The 20,269-nt window shown below is 51.1% G+C and carries 20 protein-coding genes; all 20 read right to left on the reverse strand.

Going from position 1 to position 20,269, the window contains the following annotated elements; all coding sequences use genetic code 11:
- Positions 1-6: 6 nt before the first annotated feature.
- The 20 genes from BLX24_RS12785 to BLX24_RS12875 all read right to left on the reverse strand — a co-directional run bounded on the left by BLX24_RS12785 (position 7) and on the right by BLX24_RS12875 (position 20,141).
- Complete coding sequence (locus tag BLX24_RS12785; protein ID WP_071503523.1) at positions 7-651, reverse strand: SCO family protein; 645 nt, start codon at positions 649-651, stop codon at positions 7-9.
- A 2-nt stretch (positions 652-653) separates the two neighbouring features.
- The gene (locus BLX24_RS12790; RefSeq protein ID WP_143092654.1) at positions 654-1,103 is read right to left on the reverse strand and encodes a hypothetical protein; all 450 of its coding nucleotides are present in this window, start codon (positions 1,101-1,103) and stop codon (positions 654-656) included.
- 20 nt (positions 1,104-1,123) lie between these two features.
- Positions 1,124-2,032 (reverse strand): transporter family protein, encoded by a 909-nt coding sequence (locus tag BLX24_RS12795; RefSeq protein ID WP_071503525.1) that lies wholly within the window; start codon positions 2,030-2,032, stop codon positions 1,124-1,126.
- Positions 2,029-3,111, reverse strand: a complete 1,083-nt coding sequence (locus BLX24_RS12800; protein ID WP_083421946.1) for a cytochrome-c peroxidase — start codon at positions 3,109-3,111, stop codon at positions 2,029-2,031. Before BLX24_RS12800 ends, BLX24_RS12795 begins: the two co-directional genes overlap by 4 nt.
- Positions 3,112-3,162: 51 nt before the next feature.
- Positions 3,163-3,972, reverse strand: coding sequence for an MbnP family protein (locus BLX24_RS12805; RefSeq protein ID WP_071503527.1), 810 nt, complete (start codon positions 3,970-3,972; stop codon positions 3,163-3,165).
- A 166-nt stretch (positions 3,973-4,138) separates the two neighbouring features.
- A complete protein-coding gene (locus BLX24_RS12810) occupies positions 4,139-4,519 on the reverse strand; it encodes a hypothetical protein (protein WP_071503528.1) in 381 nt (126 codons plus the stop codon).
- A gap of 81 nt (positions 4,520-4,600) precedes the next feature.
- Positions 4,601-6,145 (reverse strand): cytochrome c peroxidase, encoded by a 1,545-nt coding sequence (locus tag BLX24_RS12815; RefSeq protein ID WP_229201786.1) that lies wholly within the window; start codon positions 6,143-6,145, stop codon positions 4,601-4,603.
- Between the two features lie 11 nt (positions 6,146-6,156).
- Positions 6,157-6,984, reverse strand: coding sequence for an MbnP family protein (locus tag BLX24_RS12820; protein WP_071503530.1), 828 nt, complete (start codon positions 6,982-6,984; stop codon positions 6,157-6,159).
- Between the two features lie 35 nt (positions 6,985-7,019).
- Positions 7,020-7,553, reverse strand: a complete 534-nt coding sequence (locus BLX24_RS12825; RefSeq protein ID WP_071503531.1) for a DinB family protein — start codon at positions 7,551-7,553, stop codon at positions 7,020-7,022.
- A gap of 20 nt (positions 7,554-7,573) precedes the next feature.
- A complete protein-coding gene (locus BLX24_RS12830) occupies positions 7,574-9,895 on the reverse strand; it encodes a TonB-dependent receptor (RefSeq protein ID WP_071503532.1) in 2,322 nt (773 codons plus the stop codon).
- A 77-nt stretch (positions 9,896-9,972) separates the two neighbouring features.
- Complete coding sequence (locus tag BLX24_RS12835) at positions 9,973-11,121, reverse strand: DJ-1/PfpI family protein (RefSeq protein ID WP_071503533.1); 1,149 nt, start codon at positions 11,119-11,121, stop codon at positions 9,973-9,975.
- Between the two features lie 8 nt (positions 11,122-11,129).
- Positions 11,130-12,656, reverse strand: coding sequence for a DJ-1/PfpI family protein (locus tag BLX24_RS12840; protein ID WP_071503534.1), 1,527 nt, complete (start codon positions 12,654-12,656; stop codon positions 11,130-11,132).
- A gap of 93 nt (positions 12,657-12,749) precedes the next feature.
- The gene (locus tag BLX24_RS12845; RefSeq protein ID WP_083421947.1) at positions 12,750-14,393 is read right to left on the reverse strand and encodes a PepSY domain-containing protein; all 1,644 of its coding nucleotides are present in this window, start codon (positions 14,391-14,393) and stop codon (positions 12,750-12,752) included.
- The gene (locus BLX24_RS12850) at positions 14,383-14,667 is read right to left on the reverse strand and encodes a hypothetical protein (RefSeq protein ID WP_143092655.1); all 285 of its coding nucleotides are present in this window, start codon (positions 14,665-14,667) and stop codon (positions 14,383-14,385) included. The genes BLX24_RS12845 and BLX24_RS12850 overlap by 11 nt, the downstream gene beginning before the upstream one ends.
- 343 nt (positions 14,668-15,010) lie before the next feature.
- Positions 15,011-15,391, reverse strand: coding sequence for a hypothetical protein (locus BLX24_RS12855; protein ID WP_229201787.1), 381 nt, complete (start codon positions 15,389-15,391; stop codon positions 15,011-15,013).
- 24 nt (positions 15,392-15,415) lie between these two features.
- The gene (locus BLX24_RS33845) at positions 15,416-15,550 is read right to left on the reverse strand and encodes a hypothetical protein (RefSeq protein WP_262482982.1); all 135 of its coding nucleotides are present in this window, start codon (positions 15,548-15,550) and stop codon (positions 15,416-15,418) included.
- Between the two features lie 6 nt (positions 15,551-15,556).
- Positions 15,557-16,891: a c-type cytochrome gene (locus BLX24_RS12860; protein WP_071503590.1), complete on the reverse strand. Its 1,335-nt coding sequence runs from the start codon at positions 16,889-16,891 to the stop codon at positions 15,557-15,559.
- Positions 16,892-16,949: 58 nt separating this feature from the next.
- The gene (locus BLX24_RS12865) at positions 16,950-18,383 is read right to left on the reverse strand and encodes a c-type cytochrome (protein WP_071503536.1); all 1,434 of its coding nucleotides are present in this window, start codon (positions 18,381-18,383) and stop codon (positions 16,950-16,952) included.
- Between the two features lie 115 nt (positions 18,384-18,498).
- A complete protein-coding gene (locus BLX24_RS12870) occupies positions 18,499-18,930 on the reverse strand; it encodes a hypothetical protein (RefSeq protein WP_071503537.1) in 432 nt (143 codons plus the stop codon).
- A gap of 119 nt (positions 18,931-19,049) precedes the next feature.
- Positions 19,050-20,141, reverse strand: a complete 1,092-nt coding sequence (locus BLX24_RS12875) for a PepSY-associated TM helix domain-containing protein (RefSeq protein WP_071503538.1) — start codon at positions 20,139-20,141, stop codon at positions 19,050-19,052.
- Positions 20,142-20,269 lie beyond the last annotated feature (128 nt).

A 20,269-nucleotide genomic window follows, 5' to 3' on the forward strand; every position in this document is an offset into this window, starting at 1 on the left:
TGTTGGTTAATCGTTTTTGTATTCGTCGCGGAGGCGTTTGATGTCAGCAATCAGCTTATTGGTCCCTGCTTCTGTCGTACCGTCATACTGGCCGCGTATGTGTTTTTCCTTATCAATCAGGACAAAGGCACCGCTATGGATATAGCCACCCGGAGCGGTCGAATCTGCACCCGCCGTGACGAGATAATGGTTTTCGCCGATGTCATAAATTTTCTCCCTGTCGCCGGTTGCAAACTGCCACATCGGACCAGTAATGCCGAGGTCTTTCGCATACTGCTTTAATACCGCCGGTGTATCGTGACTCGGGTCGATGGTGTGCGACAGAATCCGTACGTCCTCAGCTCCCTTAAACGCTTCGTATACGTTCAGCATGTTTTTCTTCATGATCGGGCAGATAGTCGGACAGGTCACGAAGAAAAAATCAGCTACGTATATTTTACCGTCGAAGCTTTTCTCCGTAATGGGTACACTGTCCTGGCTGATAAACTGAAAAGCCGGAATGGTTGGATAAACCAGTTCGTCCACCTGTTTGCCATCCACTACTTTCGTAATCTTTTCCGGCTCACCCAGATAAGGCAGCTTTTCCGCCTTCCACCGGCAACCGGTTAACGCAAACAGACTCAGCATACCGGCAAAAAGTGCTCGTTTCATGATCAGGGCTGCACGTAGGCTTTAGCGTGATCGATGCTCGTATGCATGGTCCGGCGCATTTCAGTTACTTTACCGTGCTGATCCCTGAGGTAAGCCATGGCTTGTGCCGGTTGCAGCTTTTTCAGCGTATCGCCGTTGTACTGATTCATCCACGACATCATCGCCTGATCGGCCTGTTCCAGCTCGCCGCTGACTGCCAGACCACCCTTTTTTACGGCCTCGTCTTTAGTCGCTTCAATTTTGGCAGAAACAGTTTTTTTCAGCCGCATCAGCTCACTCATCTGCGGCATTATACTGTCATGAATAGCCAGAATTTCCTGTTCCAGTTGTCCCACAGAATCGATCTCCGCCACTACCTTTGCGGCGCCTCCATGGTGATGTTCGTGCTGTTCCGTTTTTGACTGACAGGCGGTAAACGCCAGCAGCATATATAGCCAATGATAAAGTTTCATCTCTGTTCCGTTTGTTAAGACTATAACATTAAAGTAATGTGAAACGTGGCGCGGCTACGGGCTTTCAGCTCACCTTCGGCCAGTTGCTGAGCCATCGGATGCTGATAGGTTGCCCCTACCGAAAACCGTTTCAGGTATAATTCCATGCCCAGATTAGCCATCGTTACATAGCCGCCCGTCTGGTTGTTTGATACACCACTCCGGTGATCCTGTGCCGCAACCTCGGCATACACACCCGCATTCGGCATCAGCGTAACGGCCGGCAGCTCTTTCGCGTAAAAAATAAGGCTGTTGGCTGTCAACCGGTTACCGAAGCGGTATTGCTGCGCATTGGTTGTATTAATTTTATAGGTGAGATCGGTATTCCAGCCCCACGCACCGGCCCGCATCGAGTATAAGGCACTCAGCAAGGCATCCACACTGCCGGTCCCCAACTGAAAATTCGGGTTGTTTACCTCACTGAGATCCGTCTGATCGTACCGGAAACGGCCGGTCGGCAGCTTCACACCGGCCCCCAGCAACAGACTGTGGTTGACGCGATGTACACGGGTTGAATCCCAGAATGTATTGAAGACATTGTAGTTAGCCAGCGCCGTAATATCGCCAATGCCCTGTAGCCGGCGAATCGCTCCGGAACTGACTTCCTGTTGCTGATTGAAATAATACGGCACAAAGGCCATCACCTGTACCCGCCGGACGGGATAAACTCGCGCCCACACCTCCGTGGCGCGGAATGTTTCCTTCGTCCGTAAATACTGACTGTTCAGGTGCGAATCATACGATGCAAGCCGGTAGCGTACTCCGACAAACGGCCGGCCGACCTGCGGCATGATGCCGAAATAGGCCCCGCCGTTCGAACACCCGCAAATATCACAGGCAGAACTAACCAGCGGCCACAGTACTAACGTAAACATCAATAGTTTTTTCATTTCTGTATGAATTGTGGATTCTTCAGGAACTCCTCGTCTGTAAGCGTTTTGAGAAAGGCAATGATCTGCGCCTTTTCCCCGGCAGTCATCGGAATACCTAACCGTCCGTTCTGCTTCAGCAGCGGATCGAGGTTCGGCGTTTCGGTAACGCCTTCCGCGTAGTGATCCAGTACCGCCTCCAGCGTCCGGAAACGACCGTCGTGCATGTAGGGGAATGATACCCCGACATTACGCAGGCTTGGGACTTTAAACGTATAATTGTCCTGCGGGGCTTCGGTAATCCGGCCGCGGCCCAAATCAGTACCGAATGCCAGGCTCAGCCCATTGTTCCGGAACTTGTTGTCGGTAAATAACTCACCAGCGTGGCAGTTCGCACAGCCTTTCTGTACAAACAACTGTTTACCAGCCAGCTCATCCGCAGTTAACGTAACACCTTCATTCCGTACATACTTGTCATACCGCGAATTGGCCGAAACCAGCGTCAGCATGTACTGCGACAGTGCCTGTAGAAAACGGGCGGTAGTCACCTCCTCCGTTCCGAATGCCGCCTTGAATTTTTTCGGATAGGTGCTGTCTTTCCGGAGCTTTTCCAGCACATTGTACAGCGTCTCATCCATCTCAAGCGGGTTCTCAATGGGTGCAACCGGCACCAGATCAAGATCCAGCACCCCGCCATCCCAGAAAAAACTGTTGCTCCAGGCCAGATTCTGAATCGGCAGTGAATTGCGCGTTCCCACACGGTTATCAATGCCGTGACTCACGTCGTGTCCGTGATGCGTAAAGGCATACGGCTGACTGTGGCACTCGGCGCAGGAAATTGACTTGTCGCGGGATAATCTGGCGTCAAAAAACAGCATCCGGCCCAATTCGACACCGGCCGCTGTAATCCGGTTTCGGTCCAGTGCATAAACCGGTGCCGGAAAGTTTTTCGGTACAGTAAATGCCGGCGTATCTAATGCCACCTCTGACTGATTGCTACAACTACTGATACCCGCCGGCAACGTACAGACCATTACAACACGTAATACCTTACGAACCAGCCTCATTCCGGCCTGCCCTGTTGTGTGTCGTTTTTGCATACCACATAAAAGGTCCGGAAGAGAACCCTCCTCCGGACACCTGATCAGGGGTTAGTCGTTATGTACGTGATCGACCACGAACATATTCACGTAGTTATCTACGATTGGCTTAGCCAATGCCGGGCTGTGTACCGTTGGGGTCGTCGCAAAACTGATGGTATTCGTACCGCCCAATGCCTTAGCCGCATCAACAATCAAATGCACCGTTGGTGTTGTTGCTGCGCGCACTTTTGCACTGGTGCTACCGAGCGACAAGGTTATTTTCCGCAGGTTATTGGCGGTCCTGGCAGCTCCCTGGAAGCCACCGCCGTATCCACCAATATGATACTGGAACGCTTTGCCGGAAATGGTTGATGCAGGTGAGATACCTTCCAGCTTCATGAAAATATAGCCTGAGTTCCATGACCAGTACATATTATCGGTACCATAGCTCCCGGTATCCAGGGCGCCTGTACGCTCTGTCACCGGTGCCTGGCTCTTCAGGCTGTCGACGCCGATGGTAAAAGCAACTTTTGCATAATTGGCCTGTGGAATGCCGGTCAGGGCAACGTTCAGCGACTTAGGATCGGCTTCCCGTACCAGATAGTAGCTGTTTGGTACTTTTACAACCGTTCCGTCTTCTTTCGTCAGTTCAATGTTGCTGACGAAATAGTTGAACGTAGTGACCGTAAACGACTCACCGGCCGTGTTTTTATATTGCGCCGTGCCCAGAGCCATGTTCGTACCACCGACATAGTTATCGAATTCGAGCGTCAGACCGCCTGTTCCGTTCGGATCAATGCTGTCAACTTCGGTTTTTGAACAGGAAAAAATGGTAAAGGCTAATACAGCCGCAACGACAAATGAAAGAATTGATTTCATGGAAATAGCTGACCTCTTCCCCGCAGAGGTCACAAAATGAGAGGATGCATGCCCGTCTGTTGACTGAAGCATGGTGCTGTTATTGATATAAAGTGAATTGAAATCGCAGGAAACTGCGATCAGAGCCGTCCCGCCAGACGATAAGCAGGGTGGCAGACAAAAAACTTTACCGGCGGGGAGGTTGCAATAAGCCCGTCAAAGGAGCCGAATAATGCTTAAGCAGGTAAATAAAATGCGTAGAATGACCCGTCAGATCAATGACGTCAGTGCTGACAGACAAGACAGCCGGTGCCTGCCAGAAAAGCTGTAGTCCCGGCAGGTTCTGTACCCGCTCGGTCGTTTCCTTGTCCTGTTTGTCCTGCTGCGCTTTCAGGCGTTTGGCCAGATAGCATTGGCCGTTACAATTCATTTGCGGCCGGTCGCGGTTTTCGCAGAGCACACGGGCAATGTAGTCCCGGTTCAGTTGAAAACAGGCAATGGTTCCCCACGGACTAACCGTTGGCAGCATAATCGCAAAGAGCAATATGTACACCAGAACCGAACGCACGTTTTTGTAATTTTCCGCAAAGATAATGACTCTTCGCCTTATAGTCTACTAATTTTGATCAGTGTAGCGATATGACCGGCATCATTCCAGCACTACGTGTGAAATGGTACCACACGCCTCGTCATGCTTACCAAAAAACGGATTTCCCTTACTGTCAGCCGTTTCCGTCATCCAATAACCTCCCTGGTTATAAACCGCCTTCGGGCAGAAGTGATAATACAACGGTTTTTTATTCAGGTGAAATGCTTTGACAAGCCGGTACAGGTTTTTGGACAAATCCCCGAAATGATCCCGCTGATGGGCGATCAGGCCTGTCTCGCCGAGATGTTCTGCATCAAAGCCCAGATCTTCGTAAACCAGTTCATAAAACGCCTTTTGTTGTTCTGTCAGTTGCGAACGGTCAAAGTTTTTGAGGATGTTCAGCATCCGCAACGCCGACTGCTTTACCCTGGCGCCGTCTTCTGCCATGAGGCCGTTCAGGCTTTCCCAATAATAGTTCATCACTTTATCGAATGATGCTTTCAGGGCCGGACTGGTCAGCGTCAGATCGACTTTGCTCCAGTCGGTATTGGCATACTGGCTTTTCTGCGGTTTTTCAGGCGCATCAAATTCGGCGAACCGGTTATTTTTCAGAAACGTATCATCGTTCAGCGTTTGCAGGAATGCCAGTATCTTCTGCTTCTCATCAGCCGTGAGCGCAATGCCCAACCGCCCGTTTTGCTTCAGCAACGGATCAAGCGTCGGACTGTCTTCCACTCCGTTGCTGTAATGATCCAGCACCGCCTCCAGCGTTTCCAGGCGGCCATCGTGCATATAAGGTGCCGTGGCGGCCAGATTTCGCAGACCCGGGACTTTAAACCGGAAGCGGTCTTCGTTCAGCAACGTTATATCATAACGGCCCTCGTCGGTATTCAGCTCCCGTTTCAGCCCGTTGTTCCGGAACTTATTATCGGTGAATAACTCGCCGCTATGGCAGTTCCCGCACTTCTGCTGCACCAGCGTCAGCCCTTCCTTTTCAGTATCCGTCAGCGTCACCCCTTCATAACGCATCGCCTTATCGTAACGGGAGTCTGCCGATACCATCGTCAGCATAAACTGCGACAGGGCTTTGAGGAAGCGCTCCGTATTGATTTCCGGTGAGCCGAAGGCTCTGGCAAACAGGGGCGGATACTGGTTTGTTTTCCGGAGCTTTTCCAGCACATCGGCCAGCGTTTCATCCATTTCCGACGGATTTTGCAGCGGCACCAGCGGAAATAAATCCAGATGATGTACCCCGCCGTCCCAGCCAAAATCCGTCGACCAGGCCAGGTTAAACAACGGCATGGAGTTTCGTTTGGTCAGCAAATCATTGATGCCATGACTCAGCGCGTGTCCGTGCTGGGTAAACCCGGCCGACAACTGATGGCAGCTGCCGCAACTAATGGTATTATCCTTCGACAACAGCGCATCATAAAACAGCATTTTGCCCAGCGCCACCCCGTCGGCTGTCAGCGGGTTTTCAGCAAATTTATACGTCGGTGCCGGGAAGTTGGCCGGTTTTTCAAACAGCGCAGGTGCGCTCTTTTTACAGAACGACAGCAGCAACAGGCCAAAACAGCAAAGGACAATACCAATTTTCGACGTCATGGTCATCGTGTTTACTCGTTCATACCAACCACACCGGCCCCTTTTCCGGCCGGCAGTTCTTTTTTCAATCCATCGTAGCTGAACATCGTCGCGTAGTTATCCGCGATATGTTTTGAATACGGACCACCCATCACCGACGGATTGGCTGCGATGCTGACGTTGGTTGATCCGTTAAGCAGTTTCGACGCATCCGTTTTTATGCCGATACGGGTTATATCGTCTGCCTTCACACGCACCTTATCAGTGCCGAAACTCAGGCTTGCGGCCTTAATGTTGTTCAGCGTCTTTTTGTCGCCCATGCCACCGAATAAGCCAATGTGGTACATAAAGATGGGTTCTTTCCGGTTTCCGGTCATCGGCACCTGTGGCGAACGACCTTCCATCTTCACAAAGATATACCCTGAATTCCACGCCCAGTACATATCCTTACCTTCGCCCCCGACATCCAGGCAACCTTGCCGCTGGCTTACTTCCGATGCCGACCGCAGACTATCCACGCCAATGACAAAGCTAACGCCGACATAGTTACCTTTCGGTATATTTTTCAGGATGATACGCTGCGTTTCAGGACGTTGCTCGCGGATCAGGAAATACGACTCATCCTGTGGCACCACGTACTCGCTGCCGTCTTTCCGCTTCAGCCGGAAATTGCTGACATAGTACTGAAACAGCGACACCGCGAACTCATCCCCGTTTGCATTGGTGTACGTTTTGTCTTTCAGGACCAGATCCTGACTGCCAACCACGTTGTCGAACTGAATTTCGACCGAGCCGGTCTTTTGGGCAAAGGTGTTCATGGTCATTAGCACTGACGCCACGAAAAGAAGGTTTTTTTTCATTGGTTTGTGATTATTCAATGTTTGTATTTGGTTAATTACCACCCGTAGTAGCTCTCCGGCGTAATGCCTTTCAGCCGCAAGTAAACGATACATTGCCCGCGGTGGTGAATGATATGATTCTCCATGGCGTAAATCAGCCGCCATCCCGGAATGGCTCCGTTCACGAAATCCGTCTTCTCATAGAGTTTGCTGTCCGGCACATTCCGGATGGTCTGGCGGACAAACTCATACAGGGCTTTCACCTCAGCTATGATCTGTTCCTTAGTCATAACCTTAGGCAGCTTACGGGTTTTATACGGATTGTCGATGCCCAGCCGGCCGGCAAGCTGTCCGCTGGTAAAGATGCAGCAATGCCGCCACTGCTCCGCAAAGGTCATCGTCGAATCAGTAGACCGGAAGTTGTAATGTTCTGCCGGCATCTGTTCGCAGATTTTCAGGCTGTAGCGCTCCGACGCGTCAAAGGCATCAATCAGTTCCTGCCGCAATACCGGCGTCATCGTTTCCGGCGACCGCTGCGCCATAGCTGCATAACCGGTCAGGCTACACAAAAGGATGAGAATGTATTTCATAGTTTTCGGTTAATTACGTTTTAAAACCGCCCTGCTACCGTTACGCCCATCATTCGGGGCAGCCCCATCATATAACTGCCGTATCCATAAGCCATGTAGCGCACATCATTGAGGTTACGGACCCATAGCGCCACATCGAAATGCTTGCTGGTAACGCCTGCCCGGGCATTGAGCATACCATACGCTTTCTGCTGATATGCATTGATAAAATCCAGCTGGTATTCACCGATGTATCTGAACTCCCCACGGACAAAGGCTTTGAGCTGCTGATCCGATTCAGACAAAGAAACACCATACTGAAGCGCAAGCATTGACTGCAGAGCCGGATTATTAATTGCCTTATTCCCCTTGTAATTTTTTACGGCATTGGCTGCTGCATCAAACAATTCCAGTTTTTTGTATTCGCTGTGCGACGTGCTCGCGGTCCACTCGATCTGCAGATTTTTAACCGGCAGGGCAGAAGCTTCCAGCTCAAGGCCGTAGTTATCCATGTCGCCGACATTGAGCGTGGCGTAGTTTATACCATCCCGGGATGTAGATACCTGCTGGTCCTTCTGCTGAAAATAAAACGCGGTAATATTCAGTTTCAGCCGGTTAGTAAACAGCATATTTTTGATTCCCACTTCATAGTTATCCGATTTTTCGGGGTTGTACGTGGGGTTTGTTTTGTTGCCGAAATTAAAGCCGCCAACCCGGAATCCTTTGGCGTAAGACGCATACACCATCGAATTATCTGTCAGTTTATAGCTCAGAACGACCTTAGGCGTAAACGCATTAAAGGTCTTTTTAGCGGTACTGTCGGGAGAAAGAAGCATCACTACATTGTCTTTTTCAAACGAAGCATTCTGGGTGAGCTCCCTGCGCTCTACATCATACCTTGCCCCGGCAGTAATGTCAAACGCCGGCGAAATGGCGTAAGTAGCCTGCCCGAAAAACGCCGCACCATACGCCTTTCGTTTTCCATCACCGATAGACGCATAAGGTGCATTCGGATCGAGAAGGGCATAATCTTCGTCAAAATACGTCGTGCTGCTGTTCTTTGTTTTTTCTCCGAATAAGAAGGTCCCTGCTGTCCATTTCCACTTTCCGGCATTGGCCGGCGACGAGAACCGAAGCTCCTGGGTGAGTTCGTTTTGTCTTGACCAGGTCGTAAAGCTGATTAACCGGGCAGGACCAAAATCAAAATCAAATCGTCCCGGAAGCCAGATATGGTAATCGACAAAGGCAGTGATCGACGTAAAATTGAACCGTTTACCAAAATATTTTACAGCAACCGACGTGTTGACATTAGTCCGGCGTTCTGTATTATCCCAATTGCCGAAAACCGTGTACGGATTGGCTCTGGCAGCACTGTCGGTAGCCGCCCAGGGGTAAGCTCCCTTGTCCTTATCATTTTCGTAACGGGTGTTCCAGTCAATTGTCCATTTATCCGATACCAGATATTTCAGGTTCACATTGCCGCTGTACGCATTATGGTGATCAAAATTTTTGGTGTCCTGCGTTGGGTTGTCATACACAGCACCACGGTTGTTAGCCTGAAAGCCTGCATTCACAAACAGTTTATTGGTTATGAGTGGTGTATTGATGCCCACGCTGTAACGCTGCTGACCGTAATTACCCAAATCAATTTCGGCAAATCCGCTTGTCTGGTTGGTCGGTCTTCTGGTAATGATATTCAGTACACCGCCAAATGCATTTCTGCCATAGAGTGTCCCCTGCGGTCCCCGCAGAATCTCAACCCGTTCGATATTGCTGAAATTGATCGGAGCCGAAAAATAATCAAACTGATAGACCCCGTCTACATACGTAGCTACGGCCTGATCATTTGAAAAGCCCATAGCTCCCCGGATGTTCAGGAAATTCGATCCGGTACTGTTTCCGTGCTCCACAGTAAACGTACTTGGTGCCAGTGCCGTAAGGTCATTGATTGTCCAGACCCTGTATTCTTTCAGCTGTCTGCTACTCAAAGACGTAACGGCCATCGGCGTATTCTGTAGTCTTTCTTCTGTTTTATCTGCCGTTACGACCACTTCACTCAGCGCGTTTACATTATCGGCTAAGGTAATCACTACCGTCTGCGTCTGGTTACTCACGTTTACGGACTGGATTTTGGTAGCATAACCAATGGTACTTACCTGTAGCTGATACTTTCCTTTGCCCAGGGCAAGTGAAAAGTTACCGTCTTTGTCGGCAACCGTGCCGATTGAACTGTTTAATACGGCAATGTTGGCAAAGCCGATGGCTTCGCCTGACTGCGATTTAACGGTTCCTTTTATAGACTGAGCAAAAGTGATGGATGCCAGCAGGCAAAAAAGAATGGTTATTGTATTTTTAAGAGGCATTTTACCGATTGATTAACTGTTACAATGAACTTGTTTTAAGAAGAATACACCTGATTAGTGCTTTGCACTGATCTCCGTCAGCGCCACACTTTAAGTGTAACGTATCTGGTGTTTCCGGTTTTGGTTTCAATAGTCGCCAGCGCATTCCAGCTTTCTGCACCGTTTTTGAACGTCCACCGGCTTGACCCTGGGGTAGAGTCGGCCCGCTTCCATTGATTTACCTGAGCAAACTGGGCATCGATTAGCCCGGTTAACTGTGCGGCAGTCAACGGCGTTTCAATATCCAGACCGGCCTGCCACTGATTCCGGTCACCGGTGTAGGTACGTAATTCCGGGGCAAACGGGGAGAAAATATCCATACTCCGGGCCAGGTGTTTATCCGCTAACTGACCACGCACATAGCCATTTCCATCATTCCAGTTATACTCCAGTGTCATGGCAATTTGCCGGGCACCCACCACGCCTATATACTCCGAGACCACAAACAAGGCGGCATCGATGCCGGCCGATAGCCCGGCCGATGTAATAATGTGCCCGTTATTGACGTATCGCTGATCGTTGACAACCTTTGTTTTCGGGGATATGCTTTGCAGAGCAGCCACCAGCGGAAACGTAGTGGTGGCACTCAGCCCATCAAGCAGTCCGGCGCCGGATAGAAAAAAAGCCCCGTTACATACCGATACTATTTTTTCAGCCTGCTTATCCTGCGCTTTCAGCCAGTTCAGGATTTTAGGGTCAGAGCGGTCTACGGTGCCACCGGGCACCAGAATAATGTCCGCCTCAGGCATGTCGGCAAACGTGTAGTCGGGTTTAACCTGCAGCGCTTTACCCGCTTTCAGGATACCTGTCGTTTCGGCGACGGTAAAGATTTTGGCACCGGCGGTTTCAAAAACCTCATAAGGACCGGCAAAATCGATGACCTCTACGCCCGGAAACAACAGCACCGCCACGGTCTTATCGAATTTTCTGCTGATCGTTCCGTGTTTTGGTTTAAGCCCGGCATAGGTGGCAAACAGCTGCATGCCGCATACCTCACAAATACCCGGCGATGCGTGTTGTATGGTGTCACAAGGCAGATTGCAGGGTTCACACACAAAAACAATGCTGTCCTGAACACTACGGTTCGTTACCTGCCCGAACAGGCTGGAAGCACTCAGCAGAAACAGTATGCTTAGCCCTGCCAGAGTAATACTTCCGGAAAAACGGGCAATGATGCGATTAGTCATGTTATAAATTAGTTTTTACGGATGAGCGGAGCCATCAGGTAGTCATACATCTGGTGCATCATATCCAGCACCAGATCATCTGTTTTTTCGGGCGATCCGCCTGACACAGGTGGTTGCGGGTGATAGGCCAGATTCAGCATAGAGGTTGCCATAGCTTTCTGGCCCGCCAGTTTTTCAATGAGTGCAAAGCCCATGTCGATACCCGCCGAAACGCCCGCCGAAGTCCAGTATTTGCCGTCGCGGGTATACCGTTTGCCGGTAAACTCAGCCCCGTAACGGGTCATCATTTGCCCGGCGCGATACCAGTTTGTACTGGCCTTTCTGCCTTTCAGTAAACCGGCTGCCCCTAATACCCACGATCCGGTGCAGACACTGGCCGTATAGGCCGTGGTTTTGTCTGTTTTCCGGAGCCAGTCCAGTACCTCATCGTTTTGGGTAATCTGCCACGTCCCTTCTGCGCCGCCTGGCACAATCACGGCGTCCAAATCAGTGGTCTGGCGGTAGGTATCATCCACGTAGAAATAGGTCCGTCCGCTCTTAATCCTGTTTTCGCCGGTTGTAATGAGTTTAACCTTCAGATCGGGCAGCTGCGACAATACCACCAGCGGACCGATAGCATCGAGCGGGAAGAAGCCTTCATACACCAGTATGCCAACCGTTTTAACCGGCGGATCCGCCGGTGTAATAAGCGTTCGGGGCACCTGCTCATCGCGGGCCAGAACAAACCCGTCAACCTCCGTCGATGCCTGTTGCAGCTGATCAACAAGTTGTGGCGGCGTGCGGTCAGGGGTACCGCCGTTCAGCGGTGGTTCAGGATCATACTCCAGATCCAGCATAGCTCCCTGCAGGTTACCTTTACCGGCAATCTGCCCGACCATAAACAGACATAAATCAAGGGCTGCCGTACCATTGCCGGAAGTGACGTACTTGCCGTCGGCGATGTAGCGTTTTTCAATGTATTCCGCCCCCATGTGTCCGGCATTCTTTTTTGCTCCACACCACGGAAGGCTCACCCTTTTTCCTTTCAGCAGGCCGGCTTTACCCAGCAGAAAACTTCCGCTGCCGATGCCTGCCGTCAACGTTGTGCGGGCATCGGTCCGGCTGAGCCACTCCAGAATCGCCTTATCGTGCAGGATCGTTTGCAACGCCAGACTGTCTCCGCCCGGTACCACCAGCAGATCAAGCCCGTCGACGTCGGTTATCGACTTAGTGGCGTCAATATCAACGAGTGTCGTTTTAATCCGTCCTTTACGGGGAGCGATGTAGTCGATTTTGACGTCCATCAGTTCAGAAAACACGACCATAGGCGCAATGGCCTCAAGCGTGTTTACACCGTCATAGACCAGAATTCCGATTTGTTTAATATCGATAGCCGGTTTGCCGATCACCTCGCCCATAATGCTGCTGTGATTGAACATGGTCATTTCGGGCAGCTTTTTACGGTTGGCACTGCCATAGTTATAGGCGGGCAGCTTATCGGGAGACTGGCAACCGGTCAGGCCCAGCAAAATCAGAAACGTAGTCAGCAAACGCATGGGTTACAGATAAATAAAGAAGTCATACACACACTACCGATTGTACATGGATAAGCCGTCAGGCCTGATGATTACACCCGAAGAAACCTGCGCCTACTTTACCTTCAGAAACAGCACCAGCCCGAACAGGCTTACTACCAGCACGCCCAACGCCGAAATCATAGTCACGATGTCGCGCACATTTTTACCCGCCCAGTCCATGAAAAAGTATTTGTGCAGCACGGCAAACGAAAGGCCTTCGCGCCGGTCGCTGTCGGTGATTCTGGCCGCCAGCCGGCTGGTAGCCGGTTCGATGTAGTAAGTCAGTTTGTCAGGAGTGTCCAGCGCAAGTTTGACCACCGGCAACCGCTTGTTGATAAAGCCGTATTCCCGGTCAAATTTTGTGAGAATTTCTGTTGCCTGTAAGGCGGGCAGTTCACCGGCGTTTGCCACCTGTATTGCATCTATACGTCCGCAACAGGGCACTCCGTTGGCATCTGCCGCCAGGAAGCGTTTTACAAGTTCTTTGGCGTGCCGGGTCATACCATCCGGCAGCAACGTTCCTGTCTGTGTATCGTAATACGTAATGCCGGATTTCTGCCGGGTTACGGCCTCCTTTCTGCTGCCTTCTGCGTTATCAATCTGCTTTTTATTCCAGCTTTCATTACCTTCCGGTTTGGCAAACAATTGATAATATGCTTTCCTGCCCAGGCTTACTACGCCAATCTGGCTGATCTTTCCCCAGTCAACCGGCAATTGCAGCAAAGAGGCCTGAAGTTTCTCTGTCCGGATAACCGGCTGATGTACGTACTTGATGCGCTCGTCCGATGTTAGTTTACGGGTTACGTGACAGGCCCCGCTAAAGGCGAACGTAAAGGTTACAAACGACACAGCGATACCAATCCGGCGGTGGTTTTTCCGGAGTAATCCTGTCTTGCCGGCCGCTTTTCGGGCCGTTTTAAACCGATCCCACATAAATCCGTAGATAACCAGGCCGCTGATCATCGACAGAATAATGATGCTCAGGCACAAGAGCATAACCCCTACCCGTATGGTGTGATTACTGATAGCAGCCAGCCAGTCCCAGTTGTGAAAATTGTTGAATAACCACAGAAAGGATTTCCGGCTCCACTCATTGTAATTTGCCAGACGCCCCTGTTCGGTTTCCACGTATACATCCATATCATCGGACCGGTCAAAGCTAACTTTCCAGACAGGCAGCAACCGGTTCACATAGCGGTATTCGTTTGTAAAACCGGTTATGGGCGTAATCCGGACCGGTGTACGGGCATCGTCAACGAAATAGCGCGCCAATGACTCCGCATACTGTTCGTCGCCCTTAACCAACGGTTTGCCCGAACCGGTATCATAATAATTCAGCTGGTTATCGGCGCCTTTAACCTGATAATAGGTAGCGCTGCCAATAGTAACGACACGGATATTCCGGAAGGCAGCGATGTGATTGAGGCTTAACACAGCTTCCGGCGATTTAATGAGTGCCTTTTTGTCTATAGCCTGCGGACGAACAAACTCCCGGGCAATTGCCGGCTTAAACCAATGCGACATAAACGGATGTGTTAACCCGCTCAGGCACCAGAAAATAACCGGAATTACCGTCAGGATTCCGATCAGGCGATGCCAGCGATACATATTGCGCTGTACATATTTCCGCAATGATGATTTTTCAGGCGTTGAATGTACCTGACGGGCGGCAACAGTGCCCTGATAAGCCATTGACCCGTTTTTATCATTTTTCATCGTATGAGCCGGCTAAATAGTCCGTTTCAGGTGAAAGCTGTCCGGTAATATGCCGTTTACGGGCAGGAACCGGAAATTCCGGCAGATCGGGTTTACGGTCCGTAAGCCAGAGAATCAGCAGCAGCATACCGGCAATAACAACCATCAGAAAAACAACAATGGCCAGCTCCGATACCGGTAACGGCGATTGTTTAAGCGTATAAATCAGGCTGCTGAAAAGTGTTATTTCGACGAACACCAGCCCGAAGAAGGTGAACGTGACGATTGAGGGCATTTTCCGGAACATAAGTTTAATGTATGTAGAGGCCAGGCAGGCTGGAGAAGTCAGCGACTGAATCCCATCCGCCCGGCCGTTTGGTCAGCATGATTTAGATTCAGTGAACGCGAAGGCACAGGTCCCACAGGCCGAAAAATACCGCCAGATGGATAAGGGCCAGAAGGCCCCATATCCAGTTTTCATGACAGAAAAGCGGATGTACCGGCAAGGCAACACCTGTGCCCTCTAACAGCCGGCGCAACGCGCGGCGTGAGGGTAATGATTCCATGTCGAAATGAAGAATAAGTTGAACCGGGCTGCCGTTACCGGCAGCAAAATCAGGAACTAAACGGTAGTCAACTTAACTGGCCTGCGGAGGCTGGAGAGGCTCACCCGGATAACCGGCCAGACAGGCTCCGGCATACCCGGCGGGCGGAGAAGGTATATGTGATAAATGAGGCACCTGAAAGACAAACGTGGTCAGCGCATCTGAAAACAACTGGACTACCGGCAGTTTCTGCACGCGTTCCGCTGTTTCCTTATCCTGTTTATCCTGTTGCTCTTTCAGGCGTTTGGCCAGATAACATTTCCCGTCACAGTGCAATTGAGGTTTATCGCGGTTTTCGCAGAGCACGCGGGCAATGTAGTCTTTGTTGAGCTGGTAATAGGCAATGGTTCCCCACGGGCTAATGACAGGCAATAGCACCGCAACCAGTAGCATATAAATAACCAGCTGACGCATATACCGCAAAGATACATTTTTTGATTATGCAATACTAAACAAGATACCCGCCAGAATCATCGACACCAGCATCAGTATCAGTAACAGCATGGCCCCCCACGCTTTCCAGCGTGGAGGGCGTGCATCGGTTACCTTGTCACGAACCGATTTTTTAGCCATAATGCGCTACGTATTAAGCGACAGAATCCATTCCGCTACCTGCTTTACCTGTTCGTCTGTCAAATGAGTCTGAGCAGGCATTGCCGGTCCTTCGCGCTTTTTACCCGGCTTACGGATCCAGCCTATTAATCCGTTGATATTGCCTTTGTAAATCTGAGCAGCCTCTTTCATGGCCGGTCCGACAAGCTTTTCATCTACTTGATGACAGGCCACACAGTTGCCGTTAAACACCGTTTCGCCCGGCATATTGATCGCCGTTGCCGGGCCGGCAGCGGGCGGCCTGGCCGCTTCGGTCCGGGCTTCCTGTACCATTTTTTCATAGTCAGCCGTCTTTTGCGCGACCAGCTTACGATGCGGGTCAATCACATTGGAGCGGTAGAGCTGACGGCCTGACCCCATAAACAACACCACGATACCCATTGTAACGGCAATTTTCGGAAAATGCTTTCCAAACTGCGCCTCCTGGGCATTCAGTTCTTTCCACAGCCAGAACAGGGCAAATACCGCAATAGAAGCACCCGTAAGAATGACGCCAAGTACATTCCAGCCCAGTCCCTGCGTAGGTAATGTCATCAGGACAATCGGGCCGACCAGAAACTGAACAACTGAGCCATAGAAGGTCACCGTATACAGATTCAGCCGGATGCGGTAGCGGCTCAGGGCCGGGAATTTCCCCTCGAAATCGAAAGATGACCGCCCGAAATACCACACCAGCAGCAACCCCGAAGCAGCCAGGCAGGCATTCAGGAAATGCAGGTAACGCGGAAAAACGTTTGGTAATGTCAGCGCCGACAGGAACCCTTCTACCACCGACCATTTATCGGGAAACATCATCAGGTTTACGTTGGTCAGAAAAATCAGCGGCACAAACAGAAAGATCGCTACCGAAGTCGCCAGTATACTGATATGCAGCAGTTTATTTTTTTCCAGCCGGTGCCAGAGAAATTTATGCGCATACAACAGCAGAAAGGCAATCGTAACCAGCGGAATGATCATGATCCACATCAATCCGGTCAGGGCGTTGGCTGTATAAAAATAGGTCGTGTAAAGCGTGTTGATAGCCAGCAACGGTGCAATACCCATCACCACTGCCATTGATTTATTTACCGTAATGGTCTGTGCAACTTCGTAGGCCAGTTTATCATAGTCGGGCTTACGAAGGCCCAGTAACTGATAAGCCAGTGTAATGATACTGCCGCCTACCATAAAATTAATAAACAGCATGTGCACCAGAAACATGCTGACCAGCACAACAATCAGAAACCATTCAGGAACAGGCAATGGCAAGGGAATATCCTTCTGCACGATGGTTGGTGCCTGCAATAAAATCTGTATAAACATAAAAATAAGTCGTTTTAGAAAGGTGCCTTCCGGAAACATACGTCCGGAAGGCATTCGGTTAGTTATACGCCAGCGGTTTTGCCGGAGTGGCTTTCTGAAAGCCAAGGCCATCCTGCGCACCCGGAACAGGTTGCGGATAATCCTGCAATGACTTAATAAAAACCGTCAGTGCTTCCAGTTCTTCATCATTGCCGGGGAATGGCGGCATGAAATACCGCGCCGAGTGCATGTTTTTGATGTAGCCCTTCAGCGGCCCGCTTTCCCAGGGTTTTGTGCCGAACATGTTGGTAAACTTAGACGCCAGGGAGTTCACAGCCCCGTTGCTGGTATGGCAGCGGCTACAGGTCAGGATAAATACATCGCGGCCGGCCGCCAGCTGGTTATCGACCGTTATCTCCTTCGTGGCAACAAAATTGGCGTGCTTCAGGACACCGTCCCGTTTCAGGAGCGGATAATCCTCGACCCGGTACCCGTTTGAGTACATGTATTCGCCGATAACATAGGGCTTGCGGATAAACTCGCGCAGCCGTTCAAAATGGCCCATCAGCCCGGCAATCAGCAGAATACTGACGCCGGCCAGCCAGACCGGTGTGGTACGCGGCCGGAAATAGGCCCAGTTCGCCAGCAGAATGACCAGCCCGATGGCTACCGCCACAATGACAATAATTTGCTGATACCAGCTCTGGAACTCAATCGTGCCCATCGCAACCGGCAGATTGCCGGTCAGGTTCTGCGGAATCATGTAGTAATACAGCATGGCTCCGCCGGCCGCAAACGGCCCCCAAACCAGTACCCACTTACTGATCGACCGCAGGGCAACGGCCCGGAACGGCTGATCGTTGCGGGTAAAGATGAGCGTCAGGAAGAGCGCAATCATTCCCCCCATCGTCATCGCCAGCGGTGTCCGGAAAGCCAGTTGCGGCAGATAGAGCGGATTGGTAAACCCGTATAGAAAGGACCGGTTAGTATTCCAGTTGCCCGTATCCATCATAAATGCCAGAATTGACACAATGATGGCCATGGTAATCCAGGAGAAGAAGCTCAGGAACAGGCCGTATTTCACGTGTCTGAACTTCATTGCCATACTGGATTTCAGCTTTTTCCAGGTTAAAAAGTAAAGCAGCATCAAGACCACTTCGGTCACAAAAACGCCCCATTCGACAAACCAGGCGCCGAAAAACACACGGATCAGGCTGGCAATGGATGCAGGATTGATGAGCGCGGCCGAGAACCAGATACCGACGCCGGTCATGGCACCGATGGTTGTCGTAATGATAAAGGCAAAAAATAAAATCCGGTACGCCAGCCGGTCCCACTTTTCGGCCAGTTCAGGTTGGGTAGCCATAAGCCGGAATCCTTTAATTTCGAGCATGGTAACTACCGGCATCAGGCCGACCGCCAGCGCATGGTTGATGACCGCATGCAGCACGGCAATGATGGCAATCATCGCCCGGTTTCCGATGAAATCGAGGTGAAATATGGGAAAATCCATGAATATCTTCTGTTTAGTGATTAAAATCGTAGACAGTATGCTCCGTAACCGGACCACAAACGGGCCGGCCGGGCACGATAACAGCTGCCGGAGCAGTTGCTAAGTCAGTAAATCACTAAGCGAAGCGCGGAGGATGGGGAATTTTCTGAGGAAATTCACTGCCATGCAGCAACAGGTAGCCCACTCCCTGACTCGGAATGACATCATATTGCCGGCAGGGTGGCAGGGTAATAATGAGGGCATCGGCAAACAGGTTAAAGGCACCGCTGGCTGCCGGGCGGTTTTCCTTTTTCTGGGTTGGTTCCTGCCCGAAATCAAGCATGTTAGCCAGCTGTTTATGTACCTTTTGCCGGAACGTTTGTAGCTGTCTTTCCGTTTGGCGGGTCTGCTGACGCAGCAGATACGGATAATCGAGTGACGTAACGAGCAGCAGCCCGATTACACTTTGCATCGCCATCACCCCGACAATAGCCACCACCAGCCACGCCCGTATGCGGCGAAGCCGGGTCTGGCTTAGTTGGGTTATATCGAGACGAAAGCTAAGCATGCTCCAGGGCTATTCCACTTTTGTTAAGCGCATTTTCGTTACAACAAAGATAACAACAGATAGCTTATCGATGGCTGACCAGGCCGAAAACCTTTCAGCTCAGTCAGCCATCGGCAGCATTACTTCCGTTTCCGCCGCCACCAGAGCAAGGCCCCCGTTACCGACAGAAACCCGGGCGTCAGGCCCAGCACGATATAGAGCCATTTTATGGGCCATCCGCCGTAAATACCGACATGCAGCGGATGCACCATCGCCTCGATTTTGGCCGCAACCGGTGCGTCCTCAATCCGCTTAACGGCTTTGAGTTCGCCGGTCTGCCCGTCAATGGCCACGGAATTGCTCTTCCCGAAAATCCCCCAATCGCCCGGACGGCTGCCACGGATCATAAATTTACGTTCGGGTTGGGTAGGCAGTGTCACATACGACACCTCAAGGTCGGGCATCGCCTGACGCGCCTGCACAAGCATACGGTCCAGCGATTGCCGGACAGGTACATTAGGCTTTGCCAGAGTGGTCTCTGTCTGCCAGACACCGGGTTCGAAGGCAAACAGATTCATCCAGAAACCGGTGAAAAAAATGACGGCGTTCAGCAGCAGTGTCCATACCCCGACCACCCGATGCAGATCGGACGATAACGTCCGCCAGTTTTTCCGCTTGATGGCTACCCGGAACGTCAGAACCTTCCAGATAAACTTGCGGTAAATGATCAAGCCGGTAATGATCGATACCAGCATCGTCAGCCCGAAAATGGCTGTCAGCGCGGCGCCGGGCATCCCGCCGTGAAAGGAAAAATGAAACTGAAACAGCCAGGGCATGATCCCCGACCGGAATTCGTCATTGCGGCCTTCGCGCAGCACCGCACCCGTATACGGGTTGAGGGTAAGCATGCCGAGGTCGTACGTATGCAGCTTTCCGTCATTCAGATACAGGCGGAAATTCAGCGCTTCCTCCGGTCCGGCTTCCGGATTGATCCAGGCGATATTATCGAGGCTGGGATACCGTTTTATGATTTGCCCGTAGAGTTCATCCAGCGATCGGCGCGGGCCCGTTGGGTCTACGGTCATTATGTTGCGGTTGAGCCAGTAATCCAGCTCGTCCATGTAAATCAGTGCCGAGCCGCTTACGCCTAACAGCAATAAAAAGATACCGGTTATGAGTCCAAACCAGCTATGCAGCCGGAACGCGATGCGCCCGAGTTTTTTTTTATTCATACGTGCAAACAGAGCAGAACCAGATGCATACAATCTCAGATCCGGCGCAAAAGTACAGACTTCCAGGTAAAAAGAGCGGTTATCTCCCGGAGGCTGTCACCTACAGCAATAGTTACACTTTCAGGCAT

It is taken from the genome of Arsenicibacter rosenii (assembly GCF_001870735.1).
GTDB classification, from domain to species: Bacteria; Bacteroidota; Bacteroidia; order Cytophagales; family Spirosomataceae; genus Arsenicibacter; species Arsenicibacter rosenii.

Coding starts and splice junctions, on each gene's coding strand:
- BLX24_RS12805 (WP_071503527.1), bottom strand. CDS start 3,972: ATGAAATCAATTCTTTCATTTGTCGTTGCGGCTGTATTAGCCTTTACC.
- BLX24_RS12830 (WP_071503532.1), bottom strand. CDS start 9,895: ATGCCTCTTAAAAATACAATAACCATTCTTTTTTGCCTGCTGGCATCC.
- BLX24_RS12865 (WP_071503536.1), bottom strand. CDS start 18,383: ATGGATTTTCCCATATTTCACCTCGATTTCATCGGAAACCGGGCGATG.
- BLX24_RS12785 (WP_071503523.1), bottom strand. CDS start 651: ATGAAACGAGCACTTTTTGCCGGTATGCTGAGTCTGTTTGCGTTAACC.
- BLX24_RS12845 (WP_083421947.1), bottom strand. CDS start 14,393: ATGAAAAATGATAAAAACGGGTCAATGGCTTATCAGGGCACTGTTGCC.
- BLX24_RS12850 (WP_143092655.1), bottom strand. CDS start 14,667: ATGCCCTCAATCGTCACGTTCACCTTCTTCGGGCTGGTGTTCGTCGAA.
- BLX24_RS12815 (WP_229201786.1), bottom strand. CDS start 6,145: ATGACGTCGAAAATTGGTATTGTCCTTTGCTGTTTTGGCCTGTTGCTG.
- BLX24_RS12835 (WP_071503533.1), bottom strand. CDS start 11,121: ATGACTAATCGCATCATTGCCCGTTTTTCCGGAAGTATTACTCTGGCA.
- BLX24_RS12790 (WP_143092654.1), bottom strand. CDS start 1,103: ATGAAACTTTATCATTGGCTATATATGCTGCTGGCGTTTACCGCCTGT.
- BLX24_RS12875 (WP_071503538.1), bottom strand. CDS start 20,141: ATGAATAAAAAAAAACTCGGGCGCATCGCGTTCCGGCTGCATAGCTGG.
- BLX24_RS12840 (WP_071503534.1), bottom strand. CDS start 12,656: ATGCGTTTGCTGACTACGTTTCTGATTTTGCTGGGCCTGACCGGTTGC.
- BLX24_RS12855 (WP_229201787.1), bottom strand. CDS start 15,391: ATGCGTCAGCTGGTTATTTATATGCTACTGGTTGCGGTGCTATTGCCT.
- BLX24_RS12820 (WP_071503530.1), bottom strand. CDS start 6,984: ATGAAAAAAAACCTTCTTTTCGTGGCGTCAGTGCTAATGACCATGAAC.
- BLX24_RS12795 (WP_071503525.1), bottom strand. CDS start 2,032: ATGAAAAAACTATTGATGTTTACGTTAGTACTGTGGCCGCTGGTTAGT.
- BLX24_RS12870 (WP_071503537.1), bottom strand. CDS start 18,930: ATGCTTAGCTTTCGTCTCGATATAACCCAACTAAGCCAGACCCGGCTT.
- BLX24_RS12825 (WP_071503531.1), bottom strand. CDS start 7,553: ATGAAATACATTCTCATCCTTTTGTGTAGCCTGACCGGTTATGCAGCT.
- BLX24_RS33845 (WP_262482982.1), bottom strand. CDS start 15,550: ATGGCTAAAAAATCGGTTCGTGACAAGGTAACCGATGCACGCCCTCCA.
- BLX24_RS12860 (WP_071503590.1), bottom strand. CDS start 16,891: ATGTTTATACAGATTTTATTGCAGGCACCAACCATCGTGCAGAAGGAT.
- BLX24_RS12800 (WP_083421946.1), bottom strand. CDS start 3,111: ATGCAAAAACGACACACAACAGGGCAGGCCGGAATGAGGCTGGTTCGT.